21 protein-coding genes are annotated in these 25,642 nt (G+C 67.5%); 8 read left to right on the top strand and 13 right to left on the bottom strand.

Features of this window, described 5'->3' with window-relative positions; all coding sequences use genetic code 11:
• The first annotated feature begins 88 nt into the window (after positions 1 to 88).
• The gene (gene radA / locus ACSQ1X_RS01185) at positions 89 to 1,462 is read left to right on the top strand and encodes a DNA repair protein RadA (RefSeq protein WP_055801821.1); all 1,374 of its coding nucleotides are present in this window, start codon (positions 89 to 91) and stop codon (positions 1,460 to 1,462) included.
• A gap of 3 nt (positions 1,463 to 1,465) precedes the next feature.
• Here the strand turns inward: radA and ACSQ1X_RS01180 are convergent, their stop codons facing one another.
• Positions 1,466 to 2,227: an SDR family NAD(P)-dependent oxidoreductase gene (locus ACSQ1X_RS01180; protein ID WP_436056345.1), complete on the bottom strand. Its 762-nt coding sequence runs from the start codon at positions 2,225 to 2,227 to the stop codon at positions 1,466 to 1,468.
• A 185-nt stretch (positions 2,228 to 2,412) separates the two neighbouring features.
• Here ACSQ1X_RS01180 and ACSQ1X_RS01175 point away from each other — a divergent pair, with 185 nt between their 5' ends.
• Entirely contained in the window at positions 2,413 to 2,730 is a 318-nt protein-coding gene (locus tag ACSQ1X_RS01175) for an SHOCT domain-containing protein (RefSeq protein ID WP_055801828.1), read from the top strand.
• A 113-nt stretch (positions 2,731 to 2,843) separates the two neighbouring features.
• Positions 2,844 to 4,397, top strand: a complete 1,554-nt coding sequence (locus tag ACSQ1X_RS01170; protein ID WP_436056344.1) for a multicopper oxidase family protein — start codon at positions 2,844 to 2,846, stop codon at positions 4,395 to 4,397.
• A 30-nt stretch (positions 4,398 to 4,427) separates the two neighbouring features.
• On the opposite strand, the gene ACSQ1X_RS01165 is transcribed toward ACSQ1X_RS01170, so the two are convergent.
• Together ACSQ1X_RS01165 and ACSQ1X_RS01160 are read right to left on the bottom strand one after the other, a co-directional pair.
• The gene (locus tag ACSQ1X_RS01165; protein ID WP_436056343.1) at positions 4,428 to 5,789 is read right to left on the bottom strand and encodes a phenylacetate--CoA ligase family protein; all 1,362 of its coding nucleotides are present in this window, start codon (positions 5,787 to 5,789) and stop codon (positions 4,428 to 4,430) included.
• Positions 5,790 to 5,800: 11 nt separating this feature from the next.
• Positions 5,801 to 8,218 carry a heavy metal translocating P-type ATPase gene (locus tag ACSQ1X_RS01160; RefSeq protein WP_436056342.1) on the bottom strand — a complete coding sequence of 806 codons (2,418 nt, stop codon included), beginning with the start codon at positions 8,216 to 8,218 and terminating at the stop codon, positions 5,801 to 5,803.
• 459 nt (positions 8,219 to 8,677) lie between these two features.
• Here ACSQ1X_RS01160 and ACSQ1X_RS01155 point away from each other — a divergent pair, with 459 nt between their 5' ends.
• Positions 8,678 to 9,319, top strand: a complete 642-nt coding sequence (locus tag ACSQ1X_RS01155; protein WP_436056341.1) for a class I SAM-dependent methyltransferase — start codon at positions 8,678 to 8,680, stop codon at positions 9,317 to 9,319.
• A gap of 86 nt (positions 9,320 to 9,405) precedes the next feature.
• Here the strand turns inward: ACSQ1X_RS01155 and ACSQ1X_RS01150 are convergent, their stop codons facing one another.
• Both ACSQ1X_RS01150 and ACSQ1X_RS01145 read right to left on the bottom strand, forming a co-directional pair.
• The gene (locus ACSQ1X_RS01150) at positions 9,406 to 10,584 is read right to left on the bottom strand and encodes a fatty acid desaturase family protein (RefSeq protein WP_055801875.1); all 1,179 of its coding nucleotides are present in this window, start codon (positions 10,582 to 10,584) and stop codon (positions 9,406 to 9,408) included.
• A 13-nt stretch (positions 10,585 to 10,597) separates the two neighbouring features.
• Entirely contained in the window at positions 10,598 to 11,719 is a 1,122-nt protein-coding gene (locus tag ACSQ1X_RS01145) for a ferredoxin reductase (protein ID WP_436056340.1), read from the bottom strand.
• A gap of 99 nt (positions 11,720 to 11,818) precedes the next feature.
• On the opposite strand from ACSQ1X_RS01145, the gene ACSQ1X_RS01140 reads away from it, so the two are divergent.
• Complete coding sequence (locus tag ACSQ1X_RS01140) at positions 11,819 to 13,021, top strand: PucR family transcriptional regulator (RefSeq protein ID WP_055801881.1); 1,203 nt, start codon at positions 11,819 to 11,821, stop codon at positions 13,019 to 13,021.
• Between the two features lie 8 nt (positions 13,022 to 13,029).
• Here the strand turns inward: ACSQ1X_RS01140 and ACSQ1X_RS01135 are convergent, their stop codons facing one another.
• Both ACSQ1X_RS01135 and ACSQ1X_RS01130 read right to left on the bottom strand, forming a co-directional pair.
• Complete coding sequence (locus ACSQ1X_RS01135) at positions 13,030 to 14,424, bottom strand: GAF domain-containing serine/threonine-protein kinase (RefSeq protein WP_436056339.1); 1,395 nt, start codon at positions 14,422 to 14,424, stop codon at positions 13,030 to 13,032.
• A gap of 99 nt (positions 14,425 to 14,523) precedes the next feature.
• Complete coding sequence (locus tag ACSQ1X_RS01130) at positions 14,524 to 16,137, bottom strand: peptide chain release factor 3 (protein WP_055801886.1); 1,614 nt, start codon at positions 16,135 to 16,137, stop codon at positions 14,524 to 14,526.
• Between the two features lie 358 nt (positions 16,138 to 16,495).
• On the opposite strand from ACSQ1X_RS01130, the gene disA reads away from it, so the two are divergent.
• Positions 16,496 to 17,572 carry a DNA integrity scanning diadenylate cyclase DisA gene (gene disA, locus ACSQ1X_RS01125; protein ID WP_055801889.1) on the top strand — a complete coding sequence of 359 codons (1,077 nt, stop codon included), beginning with the start codon at positions 16,496 to 16,498 and terminating at the stop codon, positions 17,570 to 17,572.
• Positions 17,573 to 17,649: 77 nt separating this feature from the next.
• Here disA and ACSQ1X_RS01120 read toward each other — a convergent pair whose 3' ends face one another.
• Entirely contained in the window at positions 17,650 to 18,339 is a 690-nt protein-coding gene (locus ACSQ1X_RS01120; RefSeq protein WP_436056338.1) for a hypothetical protein, read from the bottom strand.
• Positions 18,340 to 18,593: 254 nt separating this feature from the next.
• Between ACSQ1X_RS01120 and ACSQ1X_RS01115 the strand changes: the two genes are divergently transcribed.
• Together ACSQ1X_RS01115 and ACSQ1X_RS01110 are read left to right on the top strand one after the other, a co-directional pair.
• The gene (locus ACSQ1X_RS01115; protein ID WP_436059234.1) at positions 18,594 to 19,412 is read left to right on the top strand and encodes an A/G-specific adenine glycosylase; all 819 of its coding nucleotides are present in this window, start codon (positions 18,594 to 18,596) and stop codon (positions 19,410 to 19,412) included.
• A 77-nt stretch (positions 19,413 to 19,489) separates the two neighbouring features.
• Complete coding sequence (locus tag ACSQ1X_RS01110) at positions 19,490 to 19,987, top strand: hypothetical protein (protein WP_436056337.1); 498 nt, start codon at positions 19,490 to 19,492, stop codon at positions 19,985 to 19,987.
• A gap of 32 nt (positions 19,988 to 20,019) precedes the next feature.
• Here the strand turns inward: ACSQ1X_RS01110 and dhaM are convergent, their stop codons facing one another.
• From dhaM to ACSQ1X_RS01085, 5 genes are all read right to left on the bottom strand, one after another.
• Positions 20,020 to 20,694 carry a dihydroxyacetone kinase phosphoryl donor subunit DhaM gene (gene dhaM / locus ACSQ1X_RS01105; RefSeq protein WP_055801897.1) on the bottom strand — a complete coding sequence of 225 codons (675 nt, stop codon included), beginning with the start codon at positions 20,692 to 20,694 and terminating at the stop codon, positions 20,020 to 20,022.
• On the bottom strand, positions 20,691 to 21,323 hold the full coding sequence (gene dhaL, locus ACSQ1X_RS01100; protein ID WP_436059233.1) for a dihydroxyacetone kinase subunit DhaL: 633 nt from the start codon (positions 21,321 to 21,323) through the stop codon (positions 20,691 to 20,693). Before dhaL ends, dhaM begins: the two co-directional genes overlap by 4 nt.
• 2 nt (positions 21,324 to 21,325) lie before the next feature.
• Positions 21,326 to 22,327 carry a dihydroxyacetone kinase subunit DhaK gene (gene dhaK, locus ACSQ1X_RS01095; protein WP_436056336.1) on the bottom strand — a complete coding sequence of 334 codons (1,002 nt, stop codon included), beginning with the start codon at positions 22,325 to 22,327 and terminating at the stop codon, positions 21,326 to 21,328.
• 475 nt (positions 22,328 to 22,802) lie between these two features.
• The gene (locus ACSQ1X_RS01090) at positions 22,803 to 23,321 is read right to left on the bottom strand and encodes an amino-acid N-acetyltransferase (protein WP_371745950.1); all 519 of its coding nucleotides are present in this window, start codon (positions 23,319 to 23,321) and stop codon (positions 22,803 to 22,805) included.
• A gap of 22 nt (positions 23,322 to 23,343) precedes the next feature.
• A complete protein-coding gene (locus ACSQ1X_RS01085) occupies positions 23,344 to 25,464 on the bottom strand; it encodes a prolyl oligopeptidase family serine peptidase (RefSeq protein ID WP_436056335.1) in 2,121 nt (706 codons plus the stop codon).
• Between the last annotated feature and the right edge of the window lie 178 nt (positions 25,465 to 25,642).

Genomic DNA, 25,642 nt, shown 5'->3' with positions numbered 1-25,642 from the left:
CGCGGGACCGGTGGTTGAGCCGGTCGAAACCATGATCTCGGCACACTCGATCACCAGGAGTGTCGCTGCCCCCGGATAGGGTGGACCAATGGCAACAAAGACTTCCCGGGCGTCCAAGGCCCCGGCCTACAAATGCGCCGAATGCGGCTGGACCGCCGTCAAATGGGTGGGGCGCTGCGGCGAGTGCCAGGCCTGGGGCACCGTGGAGGAAACCGGCGCCGCCGTTGCACGCACGACGGCGGCAACCACCGTTCTGGAGCCGGCCCGCCGGATTGCCGACGTCGATGCCACCACAGCGGCTTTCCTCCCTACCGGTGTGGACGAGTTGGACCGCGTGCTGGGCGGCGGCCTGGTTCCGGGCGCGGTCATCCTGCTGGCCGGCGAACCCGGCGTGGGCAAGTCCACCCTGCTGCTGGATGTTGCGGCCAAGTTCGCCCGTACGGCCCAGGACGTCCTCTACATCACGGGCGAGGAATCCGCTGCGCAGGTCAAGCTGCGGGCGGACCGCATCGACGCTGTTGCGGAGTCCCTCTATCTTTCGGCCGAAACGGACCTGGGCCAGGCGCTCGGGCAGGTGGAGAAGCTGGAGCCGCGGCTGCTGGTGGTGGACTCCGTCCAGACGCTCAGCAGCGCCGACGTCGACGGCAGCGCCGGCGGCGTCTCACAGGTACGGGAAGTGGCTGCCTCCCTCATCGCCGCGGCCAAGCGCCGCAACATGACCACCCTGCTGGTGGGGCACGTGACCAAGGACGGCTCCATCGCCGGCCCCCGGCTCCTGGAGCACCTGGTGGACGTGGTCTGCCAGTTCGAAGGCGAGCGCCACTCACGGCTCCGGCTGCTGCGGGCAGTGAAAAACCGCTACGGGCCCACCGACGACGTCGGCTGCTTCGACCTCAACGAGGACGGCATTGTGGGCCTTGCCGATCCCAGCGGCCTGTTTGTTTCCCGGACCAAGGAGCCAGTGTCCGGGACGTGCATCACCGTGACTTTGGAAGGCCGCCGGCCGCTGCTGGCCGAGGTTCAGTCGCTGCTGGCCGAGAGCGCCAGTTCACAGCCGCGCCGCGCCACCAGCGGCCTGGACAGTTCGCGGGTGGCCATGCTGCTTGCCGTGCTCCAGCAGCGTGCGGGCTGCCTGCTGCACAAGGATGATTCCTACGTGGCAACGGTGGGCGGCGTGAAGCTCAGCGAACCCGCAACCGACCTGGCGGTGGCTCTGGCCGTGGCCTCGGCCAAAGCCAAGAAACCGCTGCCCACCCGGCTGATCGCCTTCGGCGAGGTCGGCCTGGCCGGTGAAGTCCGCCCTGTTCCGGGCATCAACCAGCGTATCCAGGAGGCCCACCGGCTGGGCTTCACGCATGCCGTGGTTCCGTCCAGCCCCAACGGGCCGGGACCCGTTCCTGCCGGTTTCTCCGTCCGGGAAGTGGGGCACCTGGCCGAGGCTTTGGGGCTGCTCATCGGCTGAGGCTCAGATGGTGGACCAGCCCCCGTCACTGGGCAGGATGGCCCCGTTGACGTTGGCTGAGTCGTCGCTGAGCAGCCAGGTGATGGCGGCGGCGAGCGCGGCGGGCTGCGCCACCGAGCCCACAGTGGCCTGCAGGATGGGACCGATCCGCCCGGCCGCGAAGTCCGACTTCCACGGAGCCTCGATATTCGTGGCGACAGCCCCGGGCGCCACGGCGTTGGCGCGGATCCCCTGGGGACCGTAAAAGAACGCCACGCTCTTGGTGAAGCCAACCAGCGCATGCTTCGACGACGTGTAGGCCACCCCTGAAGCGGACGCCCTGAACGACGCCTCGGAAGCAACATTTACGATCGTGCCCGTTCCTGCAGCCAGCATCAGCGGCAGCACCGCCCGGGTGAGGCGCATGGGGCCCGTCAGGTTGACGCTGAACACCCTGTCCCAGGTGGCATCGTCCACCTCGGCGGGCGGGAGGAAAGCATCCATGATCCCCGCCACGTTGGCGAGTCCGTCCACCCGACCCTCGGCCGCGGCCACAATCGCAGCGGTGGTCTCAGCGGAGGCGACATCACCGGTGACCGTGACGACGTCGAAATCCTGCAGTCCGGCGGCAAGGTCCGCCAGACGTCGCTCCACCACATCCGTAGCGATGACCCTCGCGCCTTCGCGTGCGAGGCGGGTGGCGGTGGCCAGTCCGATTCCGGACCCGGCTCCCGTCACAATGACAGTCCTCCCGGAAAAGCGGGACGGGTACGCGGCTGGCTGCATGGCCTGCTCCTCGGGCGGCTGTGGCCCCGGGCGGGGCGTGGCTATGGTTACAGGCTCCGCCCTGAAGACGGGACCGCACAAGCGACTTAGGACCCTAGCGGAGCCTGCCGACCAGGTGCACCCTTGGGGTAGGAGTTGGCGTACGAACTGCAGGCACGAAACTGCAGTCCACGGAGGGAGCAGCCATGATGTGGGGTTACGGTCCGGATATGGGCTGGATGTGGCTGTGGGGCGTGTTGATGCTGGCGGGCGTTGCCCTGCTGGTCCTGGTCGCCGTGCGCTTGTTTACCGGCGGCGGCCGGGGCGGGTTCCAAGGCGGCGGGTTCAACCCTTCCGGCCACCCGGGAGCGGGCGGCCCGTGGCCGGGATCCGGCGGTCCCGGGTTTGGCGGGCCCGGGGGACGCAGCCGGGCCCGGCAGATCCTCGACGAACGGTTTGCGAAAGGGGAACTGACCGCTGACCAGTACCGCGAGCAGGTCAGGGTACTCGGCGAGGAACCGTAGTGCCTACTGCCAGCATGCCTCCCTCGGACCCAAGCCCGGGCCCGCAACCGGGCCCGCCATCCGGCCCGCAACAACCTGCCGGCCCGCCACCGCCCGTCAGACCGCAACCCGCGGTGCGTCGTCCCGTCACCCGGCCCCTGAGCCGGCGCAGCGCATTGCTCCTGGGCGGTCTCGGCGCGGCTGCCACAACAGTTGGCGGAGCAGGGGTGTGGTGGTCGCTGGCTACCCGGTCATCATCCCGGACGGCCCCCGTACCGGGAGCCGAACTGTCCCAGCCATCCGAGCTGCGCAGCTCCGGCGGACGGCTGGAGGTCAGGCTCGAGGCCGGGCCCGGCCAGTTCCAGCTCGCCGGTCGGCAGTCCCGGGCGCTGGGCTATAACGGAGGGATTCCGGGTCCCACCCTCCGCCTGCGGCCGGGCGACCTGCTGAGCATCCGGCTGGCCAACAGCCTGGACCAGACAACAAACCTGCATGTCCACGGACTGCACGTCTCCCCCGAGGGCTCCGGGGACAACGTGTTCGTCATGGTGAATCCGGGTGCGGTCCATGAGTACGAGTACCGGCTCCCCGCGGACCACCCTCCGGGTGTGTACTGGTACCACCCCCACCACCACGGCACAGTTGCTGACCAGATATTCGCCGGCCTCTTTGGCGCGATCATCGTGGAGGATCCGGAACCCATGGCAGTCAGCTCCGAACGCATCCTGGTCATTTCCGATACCACGCTGGACGCCGGCGGGAACGTTGTCCCCGTTTCGCAGATGGAGCGGATGCTGGGCAGGGAAGGCGAACTCGTCCTGGTCAACGGACAGAGCAATCCGGAATTCACGGCAGTGGCGGGTACGCGCGAAAGGTGGCGCATGATCAACGCCTGCGTAGCCCGGTATCTCTCGTTGCGGCTCGACGGCCAGCAACTGCAGCTGCTGGGAATGGACTCGGGCCGGTACCGCACGCCCTCGGACGTGGAGGAACTGTTCCTGACACCCGGCAACCGGGCGGATGTATTGGTGACCACAGCCGCCGGAAACTCCGTCCTGCGTGCCGCGTATTACGACCGGGGCAGCATGGCCGGCATGATGAGGCAGCGACCCGATCCCCGGCAGCCAAACCAGCCGGGTGCGGCAGGCGCGGCACTCGCGACGTTGCGGGTGGCGGGAAGCACCGCATCCTCCCCCTCGACGTTGCCGCCGTCGCCGTCCCAGCTAGCGCCGTCCCCCTCACCCCCGGCGCCCGTGCCGGCGGTTCGGGAACCGGATGACCTCAGGTCAGCAGCCGTGGCGGCGCACCGGCAGCTCACCCTCTCCTCCGGCGCAGGCATGGGAATGGGCATGGGCGGGGGAATGATGGGCTTCACCATCAACGGCCGGGAATTCAGCACGGCGCGGACGGACACCACGGTGGCGGCAGGGAGCGTGGAGGAATGGACCCTGACCAACCCCAGTCCCATGGATCATCCGTTCCACCTGCACGTCTGGCCGATGCAGGTCGTTGAGGAGGGCGGCCGTGCGCTGGACCGGCCGGAATGGCGCGACGTGGTCAATGTTCCGGCGCAGGGTCGCGTGAAGGTCAGGGTGGCGTTCAAGGACTTCGCCGGCCGTTCCGTTTACCACTGCCACATCCTTGACCATGAGGACCTCGGAATGATGGGCGTGATCGAAGTCCGTTAGGTGTGGTTCCTGCACGTTGATAGGGCGCGGTTACAGGGGACGGGGCAGTCCCCGAACGAACGGCGCCTTGCCCAAAGCGGTCCGTTCAAGGTGTTCAACAACGTGGACGTCCACCCGGGTTCCCACAACGCCAGCCGCGGTGAGCGCGCTGACCACAGCTGCGCGGACTCCCTCGATTGATGCCCCTGGTGCGAGGCCAGCGAGGAGGACGCGAAGCCCGGACGGCTCCTGGATGACCTGCCACCCCGCACTCCCTGCTTCATCGAGTGCGTGGTGAAACACGATCGGATGGACATTCACATTTCCTGCTTTGCCCGGCAGCCGCAGGACATCTTCGAGCCTTCCTTCGATGTCCTCCAGAAGAGTGAAGGACCGTCCGCAGGGGCAGCCCCGCCCGCCCAGCCTCACTGTGTCGGACATTTCGTAGCGGATCAGCGGCAGGGTCCGGGAGAACAGGACGGTCACCAGGAGCTTTGCCCCCGTTGTCCCGGGCGGCACGGGGTTGCCGGCCTGGTCCACGGCCTCGATGATCAGCAGGTCCTCGTAGACATGGCGGTTCCGGTACGTGCAGGGTGAGGCGATTCCGGCCGTTTCGGTGGCGGCGTAAACGTCGAAGGGGGCGCTTCCCCAGGCCGCCTGCAGTTCCGCGGCGGTGTGCGGGCTGAGCACTTCGGAGGCGGACATCACGCCCTGCGGGGAGATGTGCAGACGTCCGGCCCGCTGCTCTGCCGCGAGGGGTTTGAGTGCTGAGGCGTAGCCCACCAGGATCCTGGGCTGGAAGCGGTTCAGCGCCGCGACCGTCTCATCCATGGGCGCGGTGACGTCCAGGCGGAGGGCGGGGACGAGCCGGGAGCGAAGGGATGCACCGACGACGGCGGACTGGTGCGTGGGGACCCGGGAGCTGACCAGGGCCATTTTCAGGGGCTTCGTGAGCCCGGCGGGGATACCGGCCCAGTCGTTCGCGCGGGCGTAGGACGCCAGGACGGTCGCCCATTCGGTGCGGTTCCAGACGAAAGTTCCGCGCCGGCCCGTGGTTCCGGCCGTTGCCGCAGCCCACCACCGGCCTTTCCACGGCGTTCCCGGGTCTCCTCCGCGCTCCGTCAGGGACCGCAGGTGGTTCTCCAGATCAGCAAGCCTCAGGTCCGCGGTAGTGACGGCCTCGTCGAAGTGGTCCATCAGGTCCGCTTTCGTCACGGACGGCAGCCGGTCCAGGGGTGCATCGTGGAGGCCGGCGTGATGGCGCCGATAGAACTCCGATCCAGCGTAAGTTGCCCTTCGCAGCTCCAGCAGGGCGCGTTCCTGGTGGGCGGTGATCCGCGCGGCGTTCCAGTGGTCCCGCCTCCGCCATGCGGCCCGCAGGTACAGCACACGGGAGATGAGGCGGAGGTCCATGGCGCGGTGGCCTAGCGGGTCCCGGCCGGGGCTAGCGGCCGCGAAGCGCGCGCGGTGGTGGCCTCGGGCGTCTCCGGCCGGGGCAGGCGCAGCCTCTTGAGCAGGAGGGCGTTGACGGCGACCAGGAAGCTGGAACCGGACATCGACAGCGCCGCGATTTCCGGGCTGAGGACGATCCCGGCGAACGCGAAAACTCCTGCCGCGATGGGCAGGGCAATCGCGTTGTACCCCACGGCCCAACCCAGGTTCTGGCGCATCTTCCGCAAAGTGCCTTTGCCGATCCGCAGGGCGATGGGCACATCCAGCGGGTCCGAGCGCATGAGCACGACGTCGGCCGTTTCGATGGCCACATCGGTGCCGGCGCCGATCGCAATGCCGAGGTCGGCCTGGGCCAGGGCCGGCGCGTCGTTGACGCCATCGCCGACCATGGCGACCCGGCCGCGCTGTTGCAGCTCGGCGATTTTCGCTGATTTGTCGCCGGGGAGCACTTCGGCGATGACGGTGTCGATGCCCAGCTGGCCGGCAATCCTTTGGGCGGTCGCTTCGTTGTCTCCGGTGAGCATGACGACTTCGATCCCGGCCTCGTGCAGGGCGGCGACGGCGGCGGCCGCGGTTTCCCTCGCGGCGTCCGCCAGCGCTATCACCGCCGCAGCCCTTCCATCCACGGCGACCAGCACGGCGGTCCGTCCGGTGGCGGCAAGTTCATCGCGCACCGCAGCCAGCGGTCCAAGGTCGATGCCTTCGTCGGTCATGAGCTTGCGGTTGCCCACCAACACCCGGTGCCCGTCCACGGTCGCGACGGCACCGTGGCCGGGAACGTTCAGGAAATCCGAGGCCGCCAGCGCGGATGCGCCGCGCTCCCGGGCATGGCGGACCACCGCAGCAGCCAACGGGTGTTCGGATTCCTGCTCCACCGCGGCGACCAGCGCCAGAAGTTCACTTTCGCTAATGCCTTCGACGACGACGTCGGTCACTTCCGGTTCGCCCTTCGTCAGGGTGCCGGTCTTGTCCAGCACGACGGTGTCGATCCGCGCGGAGACTTCCAGGGCGGTGGCGTTCTTGAACAGGACGCCACGTTTGGCACCGAGTCCGGTGCCCACCATGATCGCCGTCGGCGTGGCCAGCCCCAGCGCGTCGGGGCAGGTGATCACAACGACGGTGATGGCGAACAGCAGGGCCGCCTGGACGCCGGCGCCGAGGGCCAGCCAGGCGGCGAACGTCACGGTCCCGCCGATCAGGGCGACCAGGACCAGCCAGAACGCGGCCCTGTCTGCCAGCCGCTGGCCCGGTGCCTTGGAGTTCTGGGCTTCCTGGACGAGGGCCACGATCTGCGCCAGGGCGGTGTCGGCTCCGACCTTGGTGGCCCGGACACGCATCGTGCCGGTGGTGTTGATGGACGCGCCGATCACCTCCGAACCGATGGTCTTGGTCACCGGAAGGCTCTCGCCCGTGACCATGGACTCATCGACCTCCGACTGGCCGTCCTCAACCTCCCCGTCAACAGGGATTTTCGATCCCGGTTTGATCAGCAGCAGGTCCCCGGTCTGAACGTCGGAGGTGGGGACCTCGACCGTGTCGCCGTCGCGGATGACGACCGCAACCGGCGGAGCAAGCTCCAGCAGCGTACGGATGGCCTCGTTCGCGCCGCCCCGTGCCCGCATCTCGAACCAGTGGCCCAGCAGCACGAAAGCGGCAAGGACGGTCGCGGCTTCGTAGAACACTTCACCGCCGCCGGTGAGCGTGACCCAGACGCTGTAAAGCCATCCGGTGCCCACGGCGATCGCGACCAGGACCATCATGTCCAGCGTGCGGGCCTTCAGCGCCCGGTAAGCGCCGTCGAAGAAGATCCACGCCGAGTAGAAGATGACCGGCAGCGACAGGATCAAGGCCATCACGTCGTCGCGGAGACCGAACGGCGTCGGGGCGGTGAAGCCGAGCATGTCCCGGCCCATCGGGGACCACAGCGTCACGCCAACGGACAGGACCGCGGCGACCAGGAACCGGTTGCGCATGTCCTTGACCATGTCATCCATCGACATTCCGGCATGGTGTCCGCCGTGGCCCATCATGTCCTGCGAAGTCCTGGGCATCTCACCATGACCTCCCGGGCCATGGCCGGCATGACCGTCCGCCGGCGGGTGGGCATGCTTCATCCCGGGCGTGCCCGTGGTTTCGCCCATTGGGTAACAGACGTGGTCGGGGACCGATTCGCCCCGGCAGTGGTACCCGCAGTCCCGTACCCACCCGGAGATCTGCTCCACCGAGGTCACGGCCGGGTCAAAACTCACGGTGGCGGTCTGGGCGACCGGGTTCGCGTCAACGGCGGCGACGCCGGGCCGCTGCAGCAGCACGTGCTCCACGACCGCCTTGGAGGTGGCCCAGTGCAGGCCGCGGACCTCCACAACAGTGCTCTTCAGGGCTGTGGTCACTGCTCCTCCTTCGACGCCGCTGCCGCTGCCGCCGGACGGGCCGTCCGGAAAGCAGGGAGGCTTCGGATATTGGCCTGCGTTCGTCCGGATGCGGGCTTCGGGTCAGCGTTCATGGTGGGTCCTTTGGCAAATCGAGGGTCCGGGCAGGGCAGCGGGCTTGACCCACCCGATGCCGGACCTTCACTGCGTAAGGGCTTTCGCCCGGGATGCCGTTTCCGGTTATGCTGAACATATACCCCCTGGGGGTATCGGTCAAGGTCCGCTGCCTAAGCACCCCTGCGGTTCACTATCGTCCCGCCCGGCCTGCAGCGTCAGAGTCTTTGGTCCCCACGCCTGTCCTAGGGCGGCAGCCTGTCTTAGGATCCCGGCGTCGGCAGCGCGCCGGCAGGGCCTGAAACGGAATCCGGGGCAGGATCGTTGTAGCAAAGACCGCAGGATCGCTGAGCCAAGGAGGCACTAATGCCGGAAACCGGTCGCGGAAATTCCTCCTTCGGGCAGTACTTTGCCCGCGTGGGACCGCGCATGGATGCCCGCGGAGCAGGGGCCCACCGCCGGCGGCTCGTCGAGGCGGCGTACGGCGCCGTCGTCGAAATCGGGGCGGGATACGGGGCCACCTTCCCCTTTTACCCCCCAGCCGTGGCGGGAGTGCTGGCGCTCGAACCGGACCCGACGCTGCGGGCGCTGGCGCTGGCCGAAGCCATCAAGGCGCCGGTTCCCGTCACGGTTTACGACGGCGTGGCGGAAGAACTTCCGGCGGCCGACGAATCCGTGGACGTGGTGGTCTCGAGCCTGGTCCTGTGCAGTGTGGCGGACCAGGAGGCTGCCCTGGCGGAAGTGCTGCGGGTTCTCCGGCCCGGCGGTCTCCTGCTGTTCTATGAACATGTCCGCTCGGCACACCGGGTGCTCGCGGCTGTCGAGGACCTGTTCACACCGCTGTGGAGCCGGCTCGGAGGAGGGTGCCACCTGAACCGCGACACCGCCGCGGGAATCGCAGCAGCGGGCCTCACGCTGCAGAACGTGGAGCGCTTCGGCTTCTCAGCCCTCCCCGGCAACCCGCGAGTCGCCCACATTCTTGGCACGGCAGCCAAGCCCCGGGAATAGGCCCCGATAAAGACCAGCCAAGAGACTCCCAGAAAAGACAAGGAAGGGCGCCTGCCGCAATGGCAGGCGCCCTTCTCGTAGTGCTGTTAGGCCTTCTTGGGCGGGAGCGCCAGCTTGAAGACCTTGGCCCACGTAGAGCCGACCTGCTTCCAGATCGGGCCGGTGGTGTACGGCAGGCCGTAACGCTTGCAGATTTCCTGCACCTTCGGCGCCACCTCGGCATAACGGTTGGACGGAATGTCCGGGAAGAGGTGGTGCTCAATCTGGTGCGAAAGGTTGCCGGTCATGAGGTGCATGAACTTGGAGCCGGAGATGTTGGCCGAACCGATCATCTGCCGCACGTACCAGTCCCCGCGGGTCTCCCCTTCCACCATTTCCTCGGTGAAGGTGTCCGTTCCCTCGGGGAAGTGGCCGCAGAAGATCACCGCGTGCGCCCAGACGTTGCGTACCGCGTTGGCGGTCAGCGTGCCGTAAAGCGCCTGCTTGCCGGAACCGGTCAGCATGGCCACGGCGGGGGTGGCGGCGTAATCCTTGGTGAACTGCTTGAGCGCCTTGACGCCGAGGGCCTTGAGGTCCTTGACCAGGGCTTCCTTGGACTTTTTACCGTCCTTGAAGTCCTGCAGCTCGAGGTCGTAGATCGCGATGCCCCACTCGAAGACCGGCGCCAGGATGGCGTTGTACAGCGGGTTGCCGAGGTTGAACGGCTTCCACTCCTGCTGGGGGTCCATACGCAGGAGGTTGTATCCGACGTCGTTGTCCTTGCCCACCACGTTGGTCCAGCGGTGGTGCAGGTCGTTGTGCGTGTGCTGCCAGGCGCGGGCCGGGGTGACGAAGTCCCATTCCCAGGTGGTGGAGTGGATGTCCGGGTCCCGCATCCAGTCCCACTGGCCGTGCAGCACATTGTGCCCGATCTCCATGTTTTCGAGGATCTTGGCCAGGCTCAGCAGGGTGGTGCCGGCAATCCAGGCGCCTTTGTTCCGGCTCACCAGGAGCGTCGCGCGGCCGGAGATCTCCAGTCCGCGCTGGATCTTGATCATGCGGCGGATGTACGCGGCGTCGGAGGCTCCGCGCTTGGCCAGGATGTCGTCCTTGATGGCATCAAGTTCGCGGCCCAGCTCGGCCACCTGCTCGTCGGAGAGGTGCGCCGCGGCCGGCGGGCGGACCAGGGGGCTGCCGGAAGTGGCCAGCGCACCCCGCCGCGTCTTCGCGGACGGCACAACGGCGTCTTCCGTGGTCTCGGCTTCGTGGTTGATAACTATTGCCATGCGGTGGTGCTCCTCAAATGTCGAGGTTAACGGGTCCGGCGGCTGCCGATACACACGTCTGGATTAGTTGGCCCGGCTCGCCGTGGACTTCGCCGGTGCGGAGGTCTCTGACATGCCCCGCCCGCAGGGGGGTGAGGCAGCTGTGGCAGATGCCCATCCGGCAGCCGCTGGGCATCAGCACGCCGGCGTCTTCGCCGACGTCCAGCAGCGGGGTGCTTCCGTCTGCCTCCACCTCGCGGTCGGAGGCTTCAAAGGTGACCAGCCCGCCGTCGTGCCCTGCTCCGGCCGCCAGGCTGGTGGTGAAGCGTTCGATGATGAGGTTGATCGGATCGGCCGCAAACGGCCCTTCCGGCTGGTGGGATTCGCCAGCGGCGGAACCTTCGGCCGCCGCTGCGGCTGCTTCTGCGGACCACAGCGCCTCGGCGTCGTCCAGGAAGCCCTCAGGCCCGCAGGCATAGGCTGCACGGTGGCGCCAGTCCGGGCAGAGCTCGTCCAGAACGGCGGCAGAGGAAAAGTCCACCCGGCCACGTTCGCCGGTGAACCAGTGCGTGACCTTGAAGTTGGGGAACTGGTCGGCAAGCTCCGACAGCTCTTCCCGGAAGATGCTGTCTTGCGGGGTCCGGGCTGAATGGATCAGCACGACGTCGGCATCCGGACGGTGCGGCACCAGCGTGCGCACCATGGACATGACGGGGGTGATACCGCTGCCGGCGGTGAGCATCAGCAGCGGGCGGGGGTGCTCAGGGAGGACGAAGTCGCCCTGCGGCGGCGCCAGGAACAGGACGTCGCCGGGTCTGGTGTCGCGGACCAGGACGCCGGAAACGGCGCCCACGTCGGTCACCGTGATGGCGGGATCCTGGCCGGCGGGAGCGCTCAGGGAATAGGAACGCCAGTGGCGCACGCCGTCGAGTTCGACGCCGATGCGCGCCCATTGGCCTGCCTGGTGGGCTTTCCAGCCGCGGCCAGGACGGAAGAAGATGGTGGCGGAATCGGCCGTCTCGGCGACCACCCTGGTGACTATGCCGCGCAACTGGCGGGCAGAGAACACAGGATTGAACAGCGACAGAATATCTTCTGGAGCTAGCGGGGTGGTCAGTACAGATGCGGCGCGCGCCAGCTTACGGAGCCGGATCATGTTATTAACCTTATGTTGGATCGAGGCATATTTCTTCTCCCAAGGCATACGATCGAACGTTCTAAACTGTTCCCCCGAAACAACTTATGGAAGTCTCTCATGAACCCTCCGGCCTCGAAGAGTCCTGCAGCGCCCGCCTACGATCCGCCGTGGCTGGCCCTGCCCCGGGAGGTCAGCGACCTGCTGCGACCCAGGATGCCCGGCATTGTGGAGGCCATCATCGACGCTGTTCCGCAACTGGTTCCCGCCTACGCCAGGCCCATCGAGGGCCGCTTCGGCCGCGGCCTGCGGCGCGGCGTGGCCGCGGCGCTGGAGCGCTTCCTGCAGCTCCCCGGCACCCGGCTGCCCGCCCTGTCCGAGGAGAGCCGGGAGCTCGTGGCAGGGCTTGGCAGCGGCGAATTCCGCCAGGGGCGCAGCATGGACGCGCTGCTGAGCGCCTACCGCATGGGTGCCCGCGTGACGTTCCGGGAAATGTCGAAGATCTCGATGGAGAAGGACCTGGGCCTGAGCGTCGTTGTGGACCTGGGCGAATCGATCCTGGCCTACATCGACGAACTGTCCGCCGTGAGCGCCGAAGCCTACGCCTTCGAACAGTCGGAGCGGGCGGGAGCGGTGGACCGGCGCAGGACAGAACTGCTGGAGCTGCTGCTGATGGGCCAGGCGGACGAGGCCGCCCTGCGGCAGGCGGCATCCATGGCCGACTGGTCCCTGCCGCCCAGGCTCGTGGTTGTCACGCTCCCGCTGGACCGGTCGGCAGGGCTCCGGCTGCAGCTGGGCCCGGGAACACTGGTGGTTGAACGCGAAACAGATGCCGTGGCGCTTGTTCCGGCCCGGAAGTCCGATGCCGCCCGTGCTGCGCTGGAGAAGGCGCTGAAGGGCAGGTCCGCTGCCGTGGGTCCGGCGGGCGGCTGGGAAAAAGTGCCCGACTCCCTGCGGCTCGCCGTACTGGCGGCCTCCGTGCTGCCGCCGCGGGAGGGCCCCGAAGATCCCCCTATTTGGGCGGACGACCACCTGGCGAAGATTGTCCTCGGCTCCGAACCCGCGGCCATCGCGGAACTGGCGGAGCGCAGGCTGGCGCCCCTGGAAGGCCTGCGCCCGGCGCAGCGCGAGAGGCTGGCGGAGACCCTTCTCTCCTGGCTGCGGCACTGGGGACAGCGGGCGCCGGTGGCCGCCGAGCTCGGCATCCACCCCCAGACCGTGGGCTACCGCGCGGCCCAGCTGCGCGAGCTCTTCGGGGAGGCACTGGAAGACCCGCGCGCCCGGTTCGAGCTGGAACTGGCCCTGCATGCGGGGCGGCGCTAGGAGCCCGGTCATCTGCCGGCTGCCAGCGCGCTCCGGCTTTGCAGCCGCAGCTCAAGGTCGTTCATCACGATGGCGGCCAGGTCCTCCAGCGCGCGGGTGTCCTCCGCCGTGAACTCCCGCGGCTCCCGGTCCAGGATGCAGAACGTCCCCAGGTTGTAGCCGTCGGGAGTGCGCAGCGGAACACCGGCGTAGAACTGCAGGCCGAACTCACCTGCAACCAGCGGATTCGCCAGCGTGCGCGGGTCCGTCCGTGCGTCCGGGACCACCCAGGCGTCGTCCTGGAGGATGGCGGATGCACACAGCCCGGGGTCCCTTCCGATCTCGCCAACGTCGGTGCCGTGATGGGCCTTGAACCAGATCCGGTCATGGTCCACCACGCTGACGATGGCCACGGGCACGGAGAACATCCGGGCGGCCAGGCCCACGATCCGGTCGAACGTTCCGTCCTGGGGCGTGTCCAGGATCCGGTAACGCTCGACGGCGCGCATCCGCGCCTCTTCGTTCGCGCGCTCATTCGATGCGTGCGACGGCGGCGCTTCCGTGACCGTTGCGGCGCTCCGGCGGCGTCCTGAGGCGTTGATGACCTCCTGCCGAAGGGCGAGGGAAACTTCGCGCGCACCGGGCCGGGCGGAAGGCTCACGCGACAGCATCGAGGAGAGCAACGCTGCCCATTTGGGTGCCACACCGTCCGGGATGTGCGGGTCGCGCAGAAGCCTCGCCAGGGCTGAGGCGATGGGCGCCCCGGGGTAGGCCGGCTTGCCGGTCAGCCCCTCGAGCAGGACCAGCCCAAGGGAGTACACATCACTGGCGGGCCCCACCGGCTCGCTGGCGGCCTGTTCAGGGCTGAGGTACTGCGGGGTTCCCGAGCTTTCGGAGGAGCCGCTGAGCTGGCCGTCGCCCAGGATCATGGCGACGCCGAAGTCACTGAGCTTGGCGCGCGGCCGGTGGTCGTCATTGCTGTAATCCACCAGGAGGATGTTGGCGGGCTTGACGTCGCGGTGCACGATGCCGTGATGGTGGATGTATGCGAGTCCGTCGGCAAGATCGTGGCCGATCAGGGCCAGGTGCGCGGCCGGGAGGGGCCCGTGGGCCGCCCGTTCACGCAGGTCCGGGCCGCGGACCAGTTCCATCACCAAGTAGGTGCGGCGCTGCTGTGGGTCACTAAGATCCGCCCCGGCATCCAGCAGGGTCACCAGCGCGTGATGGCTCAGGCCTGCGAGAATGCGCACTTCTTCGTCCTGCCGGCGCGCATGGTCCGTGTTTCCGGGGTCGTCCCGGAAAAGCTTCACGGCCACTTCCCGCTGCAGGAGTTCGTCGAAGGCGCTGTAGACGCCCGACTGGCTGCCCCGGCCAATGAGGTCGCCAATCCGGTACCGACCGCTGAGGAGGTAACCAGGTGCCATGCTCGCAGCCATGATTGGCCTCTCAGCTATAAATTAATAAGTATGCTTATGATATCCCGGAAGTCGTCGGTTCCGTGCCGAAGCCCGGGAGGGAACCCGCTATTTGGCGGGGTTGTGCGTGCCGATGGGCACGAGGGTCAGGTCGGGGTGGTTCTTCTCGATCCGGCGCAGGGCCCAGACGTCGTTGAACAAGGCAAGGTATTCGCCGTCGGACCTCAAGAGCACCTCGGCGCCGGGTACGTTGGCCAGCGTGGGCATGGCATCCGCCGTCGAAATCCTGGCCATCGAGTACGGGAGCCGTTCCAGGCGCATGGGGGCGCTGAAGTCGTGCGCCATGCGGTCCTCCACCACTTCGAACTGCATGGGGCCGACGGCGGCAAGCACGGGCGCCTGGTCACCGCGGATGTCGGAGCGGAGCACCTGGATGACGCCCTCGTGCTCAAGCTGCTCAATGCCGCGGCGGAACTGCTTGAACCGGCTGGGGTCCTTGGAGCGTGCCACCTGGAAGTGTTCCGGCGCGAACAGCGGGATAGCGGGGAACTCCACGGGCTCTTCCAGGAACAGGCTGTCGCCCACCCGGAGCGAGGAGGCGTTCACCAGTCCCACGACGTCGCCGGGGAAGGCTTCGTCGATGACCTCGCGCTCACGGCCGAACACCTGCTGGGCATACTTGGTGGCGAAGGATTTGCCGGTGCGCGTCTGCGTGACCACCATGCCGCGCTCGAACACGCCGGAGCACACCCGGATAAAGGCGACGTGGTCGCGGTGGGCCTTGTTCATACCGGCCTGGACCTTGAAGACGAAGCCCGCGAACGGGGCATCGACGGGCCGGGGGTCGCCGTCGACGTCGGGCCGCGGCGCCGCCGGCGGGGCGAAGTCCACCAGCGCGTCCAGGATCTCCTTGACGCCGAAGTTGAGGGCGGCGGAGCTGAAGAGGATGGGAGTTGCCTTGCCCGCGTAGAAGGCGTCGGTGTCGAACTCAAGGTTGGATTCGATGACCAGCCCGGCTTCGTCCACGGCGTTGGACCAGTTGTCGCCCTGGCTGGCGGCGGCCTCTTCCGGGGTGAAGTACTCGGTCAGCGCGATGTTCGCGCCGGCGTTGTTGCGCTGGAACCTGGCGAAGCGGTCGTTGCGGAGGTCCCACACGCCGCGGAAGTCACCGGAGATGCCCACGGCCCAGGTCAGCGGCATGGGCTGGAGGCCGGTGCGTTCGGTGATTTCGTCCATGAGCGCCAGGGCATCCAGGCCGGGGCGGTCCCACTTGTTGATCACGGTGATGATGGGCAGGTTGCGCTGCTTGCAGACCTCGAAGAGCTTCATGGTCTGTGTTTCCAGGCCCTTGGCGGCATCAACCAGCATCACGGCGCAGTCGACGGCGGCCAGGACACGGTAGGTGTCCTCGGAAAAGTCGGCGTGGCCGGGGGTGTCCAGCAGGTTGATCACGGTGTCCCGGTAGGCGAACTGCAGGGCGGCCGAGCTGATGGAGATGCCGCGGTCCTTTTCCATCTGCATCCAGTCCGAGACCGTTTCCTTGCGGTTGGCCTTGCCGCTGGACGCGCCGGCCGTGCCGATCACCTTCGCGTGCAGGGCCAGGGCTTCGGTGAGCGTGGACTTGCCGGCGTCAGGGTGGGAAATGACCGCGAAAGTCCGACGCCGGGCCGCCTGCTTGTGAATCTCCTGGACTCGGGCGGGGCTGAGGACTTCTTGAGACACGGTGCTACTTTCGCTGCGACAGGGGGTGGGCTGGGATTTATGCGTGACGTGGACGTGCGTTGTGTACGTGGGGCCGGCAGGCGTGAACTGTGCAGCCAAGGTTCCCAGTTTATCGCAGGGCGGCAGGAGGCCGCCGGTGGGCGCCCAACTGCCGCCTCCCGCCGTCGCCAACCGGTGCCTTCGGGACCGTTCCCGGCGCAGCTCAAATGGGCCACTTTGAGGCTTGTCCGTGCGGTTAATGCACTCCTTTGCCTCTAGGATGGAGCCAGTGGGAAATTGAGTACTTTTGATCCTGTCGGCGGAATCGTAAAACCGGCATACTTGCAGGCAACGGCCTGCACCTTTGAAGGGACAACCTATGGCTCGGAGCCCTGAAGATTCGCTGAAGGCGACTCTGGGCAGGGTGGCTCCAGGCACCGCTCTGCGTGACGGCCTGGAACGCATCCTCCGCGGAAGGACCGGCGCGCTGATCGTTCTGGGCTCGGACCGCACCATCGAGTCCATCTGCTCCGGCGGATTCGACATCGGAATCGACTTCTCGCCGACGCGGCTCCGCGAACTCGCCAAGATGGACGGCGCCATCATCTGCGACAAGGACGCGGGCAACATCCTCCGGGCGGCCGTCCAGCTGGTTCCGGACTCGAGCATCGAAACCCAGGAATCCGGCACCAGGCACCGCACGGCCGAGCGCGTCGCCATCCAAACCGGCGTCCCGGTAATTTCGGTCAGCCAGTCCATGCAGATCATCGCCCTGTACGTGAACGGGCTGCGGCACGTCCTGGAGGGCTCCGAGAAGGTCCTGGCCCGCGCCAACCAGGCGCTGGCCACGCTGGAACGCTACCGATCCCGCCTCGACCAGGTCACCAGTTCACTCTCCGCCCTGGAAATCGAAGCCATGGTCACCGTCCGCGACGTCGCCGTGACGCTGCAGCGCCAGGAGATGGTGCGCCGGATTTCCGAGGAGATCTCCCAGTACGTCCTCGAACTCGGCGAGGACGGGCGGCTGCTGTCGCTGCAGCTGGACGAGCTCACCGTGGGCCGCGGACCCGGCAGCGATGTGATCATCCGCGATTACGCCGGCCCGAACGCATCCCCGGAGGACATCGACGGCGCCGTCAGTGCCCTGCTCAGCCTCGGCCCCACCGAACTGATCGATCTCAGCAAGATTGCCGGCATCATCGGCTTCGCCGGCGGCGTGGACACGCTCGACGCCGTAGTGCAGCCGCGCGGTTACCGCCTGCTGTCCGGCCTGAAGGCAGTGCCCAAGGCCGTGGCGGACAGGCTTGTGGACCACTTCGGCGGCCTCCAGTACCTGATGGCGGCCACCATCGATGACCTCATGACCGTGGACGGCATCGGCGACCAGCGCGCCCGCACCGTCCGGGAGGGACTGAGCCGGATGGCCGAAGCGAGCCTGCTGGACCGCTTCCTCTGAGTCCTCGTCGGTTGCTCCACAACTGCCGTTTTGGGCGTCCATAAGGGCAACCACGGAGCAATCGATGGTCAAAAGGGTCAGAGGAGCTGGAAGACGGCCTTGGTGCTGGACTTGGTCCCGAGCCTGGCGACGAACATGTAATACGCTCCGCCGGCGCCGGGCTTCGCGGACACCGGGCCGCACCCGGGAACGCTGCGGTTGCGCTCCCACGGGAAGTTGGCGGTCTCGCTCTGGCCCGGAGCGATGGTTTTGACCAGGTCGCCGCTCTCCACCTGGCAGTCAACCGAGGAGAAGATCCGGTCGGAGCCGCTGGTGACCGTGTACTCCATCTGGGACGTGCCCAGGTTCACCTCGCACGCCACTTTTCCGCCGTTGGTGACTTTCAGGCTGAGCAGCGGGTTCTCCCCCGCCGCGTAGGCAGCCTTGTCGGTGGACGCCGAAACGGTCACAAGGCCCTGGTCGCACGTCGGCGTGGCCGGTGTGCTGGGAATAGCGGACGCGGAGGGCGTTGCTTCCGGCTTCGCTGCCGCCCCGTCTGAACCGTCGCGGCCCGCGGGGTCGGTGGAGGAGGCCTGCTCGGAGGAGCGCATGGCAGCGGACACGGCGGCGAAGCCTCCCAGCGCCACCGAGGCAACGAGAAGCAGCACCACGGCAACGAACAGCCTGCGACGACGGTAGACGGCCTTCAGCGGAGGCCGTCCAGCCTGACGGCCGGGGGTGCCCTTCGGTTTCGAACTGTTCTTTCCTGAAGTGCCTTGCCTGACCATCCTTCTAGGCTAAAGAACGCCGGGCACATTGGCGCACCACCACGCCGCGAAGACGGCCCTTGGCCAGTATCCACTACAGTATTTGCATCGAAGCCTTAGCCTTACCCACTGCCCTTTCCCCGGCGAGTCGCCCCGCGCCGGCGCCGCTGGCAGTCCTCCACAACACCCTTGACGCCTGGTTCGCAGACACCGCCAGGGAGCTGCCGTGGCGCGAACCCGACTGTTCCCCCTGGGGCGTCCTGGTCAGCGAAATCATGCTGCAGCAGACGCCGGTTGTCCGGGTGCTGCCCGTGTGGGAAGACTGGCTGCGCCGCTGGCCGTCACCGGCAGACCTCGCTGCGGAACCGTCCGGTGAGGCTGTCCGGCACTGGGGCCGCCTAGGCTACCCCCGGCGGGCACTGCGCCTGCATGCCGCCGCCGTCGCCATCGTGGAGAAGCACGACGGCGGTGTGCCTGGAACGTACGCGGAACTGCTGGAACTTCCAGGGGTGGGCAGCTACACGGCGGCCGCCGTGGCCGCGTTCGCTTTCGGCCGCCGCGAGACAGTGGTGGACACCAACATCCGCCGCGTCCATGCACGGCTTATTTCGGGCACGGCGCTGCCGTCACAGTCGCTGACGGCCGCCGAGATGCGGCTCGCCGCCGAACTGTTGCCGGCCGACGTCGGACTTTCAGTCCGCTGGAACGCGGCGGTCATGGAGTTGGGCGCCCTGGTCTGCACGGCCAGGGCGCCGAAATGCGGCGAATGCCCGGTGCGCAGCGCGTGCGAGTGGCTGGCGGCCGGCGAACCGCCGCCGTCGTACACCCCGAAAGGCCAGTCCTGGCACGGCACCGACCGGCAGGTACGGGGTGCCGTGATGGCTGTCCTCCGCCTGGCGGACTCACCGGTGGCACCGGAAATGTTCCATCAGCCCGCCGCGGACCTTGGCTTCGAAGCCGACGGCATCGGCGTCCCGCTTGCGGCCCTGCACCGGCTGAATTCCACGCCGGAACAGCTGGAACGCGCGCTGGCTGGCCTGGTCAGCGACGGCCTGGCCGAGCTGCACTTGGGCGGCCTGAGGCTCCCGGCCTGACGCCCGTTACACATTCGTTCCGGAACTGGAATCACCCTGTGCTGGTGCGGCCGGCGCCGGCGGATCTACCCTGAAGCATGCGCAGCTTAGGGGTACTTCTGGCAGCGGTCACGACGTCGCTGATCCCTTCCGCTTGCATGCCCGAGGCAGTGCCGTGCCCGGCAATCGCGCAGGCGTCTGTGGTGGCGCTGACCGTGGCTTCCAGCTATGCCCCCGTGGTCGAGGCCATCCATCTTAAAGCCTGCCAGGACGGAACCTGCCGGGAAGCCGACCTTGAGCTGATGCCGGGCAGCACCACGGTGGACCAGGGCTGCGAGCCCTCGGCCGGCCCGGACGGCACGTGTTCCGCAACGTCCTCACCGGACGGCACGCTGACGGGCATGCTGATGATGGACGTCCTGACTGAATCGCGCATCGACGCCACGGCCACCGGCACATCCAATGCGGGGACGCCGCTGCCCGAGCGCAAGCTGAGCTTCATGCCCAGGGCTGAGTATCCGTACGGCGAACAGTGCGGAAAGTTCATCACGGCAGGCGTAGTGCTGGATGCCGACGGCCTCAGGCAGTCACCGTAAACAGAGGCTCGAAGTCATAGCTTGCCGAGCAGTCAGGGCTCGCCGAACCCGGCCTCCACCAGGCCTCCGACGTACTTCACAGCTTTGGCCGCGTCCGGCCCCCAGGCTTCGACGTGGAGGATCGATCCCCTGCCCGCGCCCAAGGTCATGAGGCCGGTCATGGACGCGCCGTCCACGCCGTTGACGGTCACCTCGGCCTCCAGCCCTGAAAGCCCCCCGGCGATCTTCGCTGCGGGCCGTGCGTGCATGCCGGCCTGGTTGACCACCTCAAAATCGCCCGAAGCGTCGGGCGGCCCGAGTGTTTCCGCCTCGGCCGGAATCTCCGCTGCAGCCGCCCGGCGGACCGCTTCCGCCGCCTGCTTTACTCCGGCGGCGTCCGCCCCGGCCTGCGCGGCAACGGCAGCCGCCACCAACCCCTCCACCAGCGGCGCGTCTGCCAGGAGTACCGAGTCCGGGTCCGGCAGGAACTCCACTGCTGCTTCGGCCGTCATCACGGCGGAGCCGAGGTCCGTCAGCACCACGATTCCGTCGTCGCCGGCCGCCTGTTCGAGGGCGGCCATGACCTTCTCCAGGCTGGTTCCGATCCGGCCGTCGTCGGTACCGCCAGCCGGGAGGATCACGACGTCGGGTGCCATTTGGGCGGCCAGTTCCACCGCGCCGGCGGCGATCTTTTCGCTATGGGACACCACCACCAGCCGGACCGTCACTCGGCCGCCCCGGCCGCAGCGCGCAGGATGAGGGCGGTGGACACGGCACCGGGATCGCGGTGGCCCGCGCTCCGCTCCCCGAGGTAGCTGGCGCGCCCCTTGCGCGCGATGAGCGGATCAGTGGCAACGGCACCCGCCTCGGCTGCTTCTGCTGCGGCCAGGAGGACCTTGAGGACGTCCCCGTCCCCTGCGGCGGCTTGCGCTGCCGCAGCGTCGACGGCGGGGGTCCAGGCATCCACCATGGTCTTGTCGCCGGATTCGGCCTTACCGCGGGCCACGATGCCGTCGCGGGCGGCCTCAATGGCAGCGGCAAGTGCCCCGGGGTCGATATCCGTGGTGTCGCCCAGCGAGGTGGAGGCACGCAGGAAGGCCGTCCCGTACAGGGGTCCCGCCGCTCCGCCCACTTTGGACATCAATGCCATGGCAGTGAGCTTCAGCGCCGCTCCCGGCGTGGCGGGCGGCGCGTCCGCGAGCCTCTCCATCACGGCCTTGAAGCCGCGGTCCATGTTTTCACCGTGATCGGAGTCCCCGATGGCACGGTCCAGTTCGATTAGTTCCACGCGGTGCTCCGCCATGGCCTGCGCGGAAAGGGTGAGCCACCGCACCGCCCAGTCAACGTCCAGTCCCACTGTCAGATGCCCCATCGCAGCGCCGCAGTGTGGACCGGCGCGTCCCAGAGTGCGGTGAGTTCGTCGTCGAGCCGCAGCACCGTGATGGAGCAGCCCTGCATCTCGAGGGAGGTGATGTAGTTGCCCACCAGGGACCGTTCCACCGTAACGCCCTTCTCCGCGAGTACCTGCGCCGCGCGGCGGTACACGATGTACAGCTCGCTTTGCGGCGTGCCGCCCATTCCGTTCACGAACAGGAGGACCTTGTCGCCCGAGGCGATGCCGAGGTCGGACAGGATGGGCTCCAGGAGGCGGTCGGTGATGCCATCGGCGTTTTCCATGGGGATCCGGTGCCGCCCGGGCTCACCGTGGATGCCGATGCCGATTTCGATTTCGTTCTCTTCCAGGTCAAAGCTGGGCACCCCTGCGTGCGGGACCGTGCAGGCGGTCAGTGCCACGCCCATGCTGCGCACGTTTTGGTTGACCCGGTCCCCGATGGCGGCGACGCCGTCCAGGTCATCCCCGCGTTCTGCGGCCGCGCCGGCGATCTTCTCCACCAGGACAGTGCCGCCCACGCCGCGCCGGCCGGCCGTATAGAGTGAGTCCTCCACTGCGACGTCGTCGTTGACCAGGACGGTGCGGACCTGCACACCTTCGGCTTCCGCCATTTCGGCCGCTGTTTCGAAATTCAGCACGTCGCCGGTGTAGTTCTTGACGATGTGCACGACGCCGGCGCCGGAATTCACGGCAAGGGTGGCCGGAATAATCTGGTCGGGCGTGGGCGAGGTGAAGACGGCACCCGGCACAGCGGCGTCGAGCATTCCCAGGCCCACGAATCCGCCATGAAGTGGCTCGTGGCCGCTGCCGCCGCCGCTGACGAGGCCCACTTTCCCGGCCACCGGGGCGTCCTTGCGGGTAATGAATTTCGGCTCGGCACTGACGTTCACGAGGTCTGCGTGGGCCAGGCCGAAGCCTTCCACGGACTCGTCCACTACAGCGCGGGGATCATTGATCAGCTTCTTCATTGGAGTGCTCCCTGGAGTGTCCTGGCGGCTTTGTCTTGACAGTACTACCGCGGCCCGGGCAACGGTAGCGCTCTGTCGATTCGGCTGGTTCAGCTTGCGCCAGAGACCGGTTCAGCGCGGGCAAAAGAAAGGGACAGCCCCCAATAGACTGTCCCTTCCCCTTCCAGGCTTGTGTCCCCCGGCCGGGCTCAGCGCTTCCCCCAGGAGGCCGGGAGGAAATCCGGCCACGCCGCGGCGCCTATGTGGAATGCCGACGACTCACTGGGCTGACTCAGGGGATCCCTTCGAGTCAGTACTGTCGGCAGGTCCATTTGAAACGCCGAAAAATCCGGAAAAATGGCGTGTTCGCGCATTTCTGTCCTCTGAAGTGGTTTCGGGATTCTGGTGGTACTGGCAGGCGTGATTAATTTTATACATCGATTCGATATATGGGAAGAGTTTAGAAATACGACATTATGGGCGGTGCCGGGACAGGCTAGAGGGCCTTGATCATCCGGGTGTTGCCCAGGGTGTTCGGCTTCACCCGGGCAAGGTCCAGGAATTCCGCCACCCCTTCGTCATGCGAGCGCAGCAGCTCGGAATAGACGACAGGGTCAACGGCCGTCTGGTCAGCCATGACGTCGAAGCCGTGCTTCTTGAAGAAATCCACCTCGAACGTCAGGCAGAACACGCGCGAGACGCCCAATGCCTTTGCCTCTTCCAGCAGGCTTTCCACCAGGACGTGGCCCACGCCCTTGCCCCGCCACGCGTCCGAGGCCGCCAGGGTTCGAACCTCGGCGAGGTCCTCCCACATGACGTGCAGGGCGCCGCAGCCGATCACCTCGCCGTCGGCCGACTCCGCGATCCTGAACTCCTGCAGGCTTTCGTAATAGGCCACCGTCTCCTTGGCCATCAGGATCCTCTTGTCCGCCAGCGGAGCCACCAGGCGCTTGATGGCAGCTACATCGCTGGTGCGGGCAGGGCGGATGCGGAAGGTCTCAGTCACAGCCCCCATCTTACGGCTGCACCCGGTCCGGCTAGAGCCCCAGTTCCGGCGGCAACGGCAGGTCGCGACCAAGCACGTTCTTCGCCAGGAAGTGCTCGACGACCCCGTACCAGACCTTGGCGTGCTGCGGCTGCAGGATCCAGTGGTTTTCGTCCGGGTAGTACAGGAAACGGTGTGGCGTCCGGCCGTTGCTATCCGCTGCCAGCTGCGATTTGGACAGCAGTTCGTACCAGAGTCGCAGGCCTTCGCCGATGGGCACGCGGTAGTCCTTGTCGCCGTGGATCACCAGCATGGGCGTGCTGATTTTCTCGACGTGCAGGTGAGGCGAGTTAGCCATGGCCATCTCGGCCGTCATTTCCTTCAGCCAATACTGCGACGCGTCGGTGGTGGGGCCGAACTGGTCCAGCGCCCACAGGCTTGCGTGGGTCACGATGGCGTCGAAACGGTCTGTCTGGCCCGCCACCCAGTTCGCCATGTAGCCGCCGAACGAGCCGCCCATGGCAGCAGTCCGGCCGGCGTCAATGTCGGGGCGCTCCCCGACAGCGTCCGTAATCTCCATGAGGTCCGTGAAGGGCGCCTTGCCCCATTCACCCCAGCCGCGCTGGATGTAGGACTGTCCGTAGCCGGTGGACAGGGCCGGATCCGGCAGGAGCACGGCGTAGCCCTTGGCCACCAGCAGCCACGGGTTCCAGCGCCACGTCCACGCGTTCCACGAACCCAGGGGTCCGCCGTGGATCCAGAGCAGCAGCGGCACCGGTTCCTGCGCGGAGGCGCCGTCCGGCAGGGCCAGGTAGGCAGGCACCCGCGTACCGTCGGCGGCGGTCGCATCAATGCGCTCCAGGGAAGCCTGGATATGCGGGCGCTCAGCCGGAGCCTGAAGGCGGGTGACATCCCCGCTCGCCAGGTCGATCCGGACCGCCTCGGGCGGAAATTCGTACGAACTCCGCAGCGCGTAGGCGCTCCGCCCGTCCGGGGAAACCACGACGTCGGTGTAGGCGGCGGCGTCCCGGGTCACCCGGGTGACACTCCCTTCAGCGGCAGGCGCCGTTACGGCGATCCGGAAAACCGGCGACGCGCCGTCGTCGTCGGCCGTCACCAGGAGGGCGGAGCCGTCCGGCAACCACGCCGCCTTGATGGCCCAGCGGTCCCAGTCGCGGGCAAGCGGCCGGAGGGTCGCCTCCGAATCCCCCGGCGCACTGACGTCCAGCAGATGGAGCTTGACCTGCGGAGCCTCGAAGGGAGTGGTGTCGGATTCGCTCATCACCACCAGAGTGCGGTTGTCAGGGCTTACCGGCCCCGCAAAGTAGCTCATGCCGTCGCGGTCCAGCAGGACCCTATGCGTCGCTGTGGCCACGTCAATGGCTACCAGGATGGAGCGCGAATCGGCCTTGGCGAGGGGTTTGTCGAAGCTTGTGTAGATCGTCCTGCCGTCCGGGCTGACCACCGAATCTGCGTTGCGCAGTAGTCCTGCCGCGTCCGGCGTCAGGTTCCGGAGTTTCAGCGGCGCGGCGGCGTCAACCGTGGCAGGTTTGCCGCGCTCCTTCTCCTCCCCCGGCTCGACAGCGAAAATTCGCGGCTGGTCCGGGCCCAGGTCTGCATCCCAGTAGCGCACGGGGTAACCGCTGTGGAGGATGGCGGACACTTTGTTGTCCTTGCGGCTCTTGCGCCGCGCTTCGTCCGCCTCCTCGTCGGCGGAACCCGCCAGGACGGACGCCGTGACGAACGTGGCCCCGGTATCCCGGGCCGACATCACCTGGCCGATCCCGCCGGCCCGCGAAAGGACCACCCGGGCCTCGCCGCCGTCGGCGGGCAGCTGCCAGAGCGCACTGACAGGTTCATCGTCGGGGCTCTCGGGATCGGGGCGCGCGGACGTGAAGTAGAGGTCACCCGTGGAGGCAAAGGCAGCTCCCGCCTCGCCCTTGGCGCTGCGGGTGATCCGCCGGGCGTGCCTCTCACCCGCGGGGTCCAGTTCCCACAGGGCGGTGACGTACTCGGTGCCCTTGGAGTTGAGCGTGGCGACAGTGGTCACCAGGCGCTTTCCGTCCGGGCTCAGCGCCAGGCCGCTCACGCGGGGTATGGCGAGATAGTGGTCAATGTCGTGGAAAGGGGTCGCCGGTTGTTCGCTCAGGATCGCTGAGTCTTGGGAAGCCATAAAGAGATTCAACCCGAGTTGTGCTTTCCGTCACAACCACTTCACTGCCGGCGAAACGCCCCGGCCACCTCCTTCGCTTCATGAGCCGAAGGGCGCGGGGTTGGCTTGGCGCGGCCGACCGAGACATTTGCCGGCGCCGAGCTGGAGGCGAGGGTCGGCGCCGGACCCAGCCACGTGA

Source organism: Arthrobacter sp. LjRoot78, from assembly GCF_964254335.1.
Taxonomy (GTDB): domain Bacteria; phylum Actinomycetota; class Actinomycetes; order Actinomycetales; family Micrococcaceae; genus Arthrobacter.
The sequence above is the reverse complement of the archived record's forward strand: the minus strand, read 5'-3'. Positions and strand labels throughout refer to the sequence as shown.

Excerpts from the sequence above, each read along its gene's own strand:
- radA (WP_055801821.1), top strand. The coding sequence starts at position 89 with ATGGCAACAAAGACTTCCCGGGCGTCCAAGGCCCCGGCCTACAAATGC.
- ACSQ1X_RS01180 (WP_436056345.1), bottom strand. The coding sequence starts at position 2,227 with ATGCAGCCAGCCGCGTACCCGTCCCGCTTTTCCGGGAGGACTGTCATT.
- ACSQ1X_RS01175 (WP_055801828.1), top strand. The coding sequence starts at position 2,413 with ATGATGTGGGGTTACGGTCCGGATATGGGCTGGATGTGGCTGTGGGGC.
- ACSQ1X_RS01165 (WP_436056343.1), bottom strand. The coding sequence starts at position 5,789 with ATGGACCTCCGCCTCATCTCCCGTGTGCTGTACCTGCGGGCCGCATGG.
- ACSQ1X_RS01155 (WP_436056341.1), top strand. The coding sequence starts at position 8,678 with ATGCCGGAAACCGGTCGCGGAAATTCCTCCTTCGGGCAGTACTTTGCC.
- ACSQ1X_RS01150 (WP_055801875.1), bottom strand. The coding sequence starts at position 10,584 with ATGGCAATAGTTATCAACCACGAAGCCGAGACCACGGAAGACGCCGTT.
- ACSQ1X_RS01145 (WP_436056340.1), bottom strand. The coding sequence starts at position 11,719 with ATGATCCGGCTCCGTAAGCTGGCGCGCGCCGCATCTGTACTGACCACC.
- ACSQ1X_RS01140 (WP_055801881.1), top strand. The coding sequence starts at position 11,819 with ATGAACCCTCCGGCCTCGAAGAGTCCTGCAGCGCCCGCCTACGATCCG.
- ACSQ1X_RS01135 (WP_436056339.1), bottom strand. The coding sequence starts at position 14,424 with ATGGCACCTGGTTACCTCCTCAGCGGTCGGTACCGGATTGGCGACCTC.
- disA (WP_055801889.1), top strand. The coding sequence starts at position 16,496 with ATGGCTCGGAGCCCTGAAGATTCGCTGAAGGCGACTCTGGGCAGGGTG.
- ACSQ1X_RS01120 (WP_436056338.1), bottom strand. The coding sequence starts at position 18,339 with ATGGTCAGGCAAGGCACTTCAGGAAAGAACAGTTCGAAACCGAAGGGC.
- ACSQ1X_RS01115 (WP_436059234.1), top strand. The coding sequence starts at position 18,594 with ATGCTGCAGCAGACGCCGGTTGTCCGGGTGCTGCCCGTGTGGGAAGAC.
- ACSQ1X_RS01110 (WP_436056337.1), top strand. The coding sequence starts at position 19,490 with ATGCGCAGCTTAGGGGTACTTCTGGCAGCGGTCACGACGTCGCTGATC.
- dhaK (WP_436056336.1), bottom strand. The coding sequence starts at position 22,327 with ATGAAGAAGCTGATCAATGATCCCCGCGCTGTAGTGGACGAGTCCGTG.
- ACSQ1X_RS01090 (WP_371745950.1), bottom strand. The coding sequence starts at position 23,321 with ATGGGGGCTGTGACTGAGACCTTCCGCATCCGCCCTGCCCGCACCAGC.
- ACSQ1X_RS01085 (WP_436056335.1), bottom strand. The coding sequence starts at position 25,464 with ATGGCTTCCCAAGACTCAGCGATCCTGAGCGAACAACCGGCGACCCCT.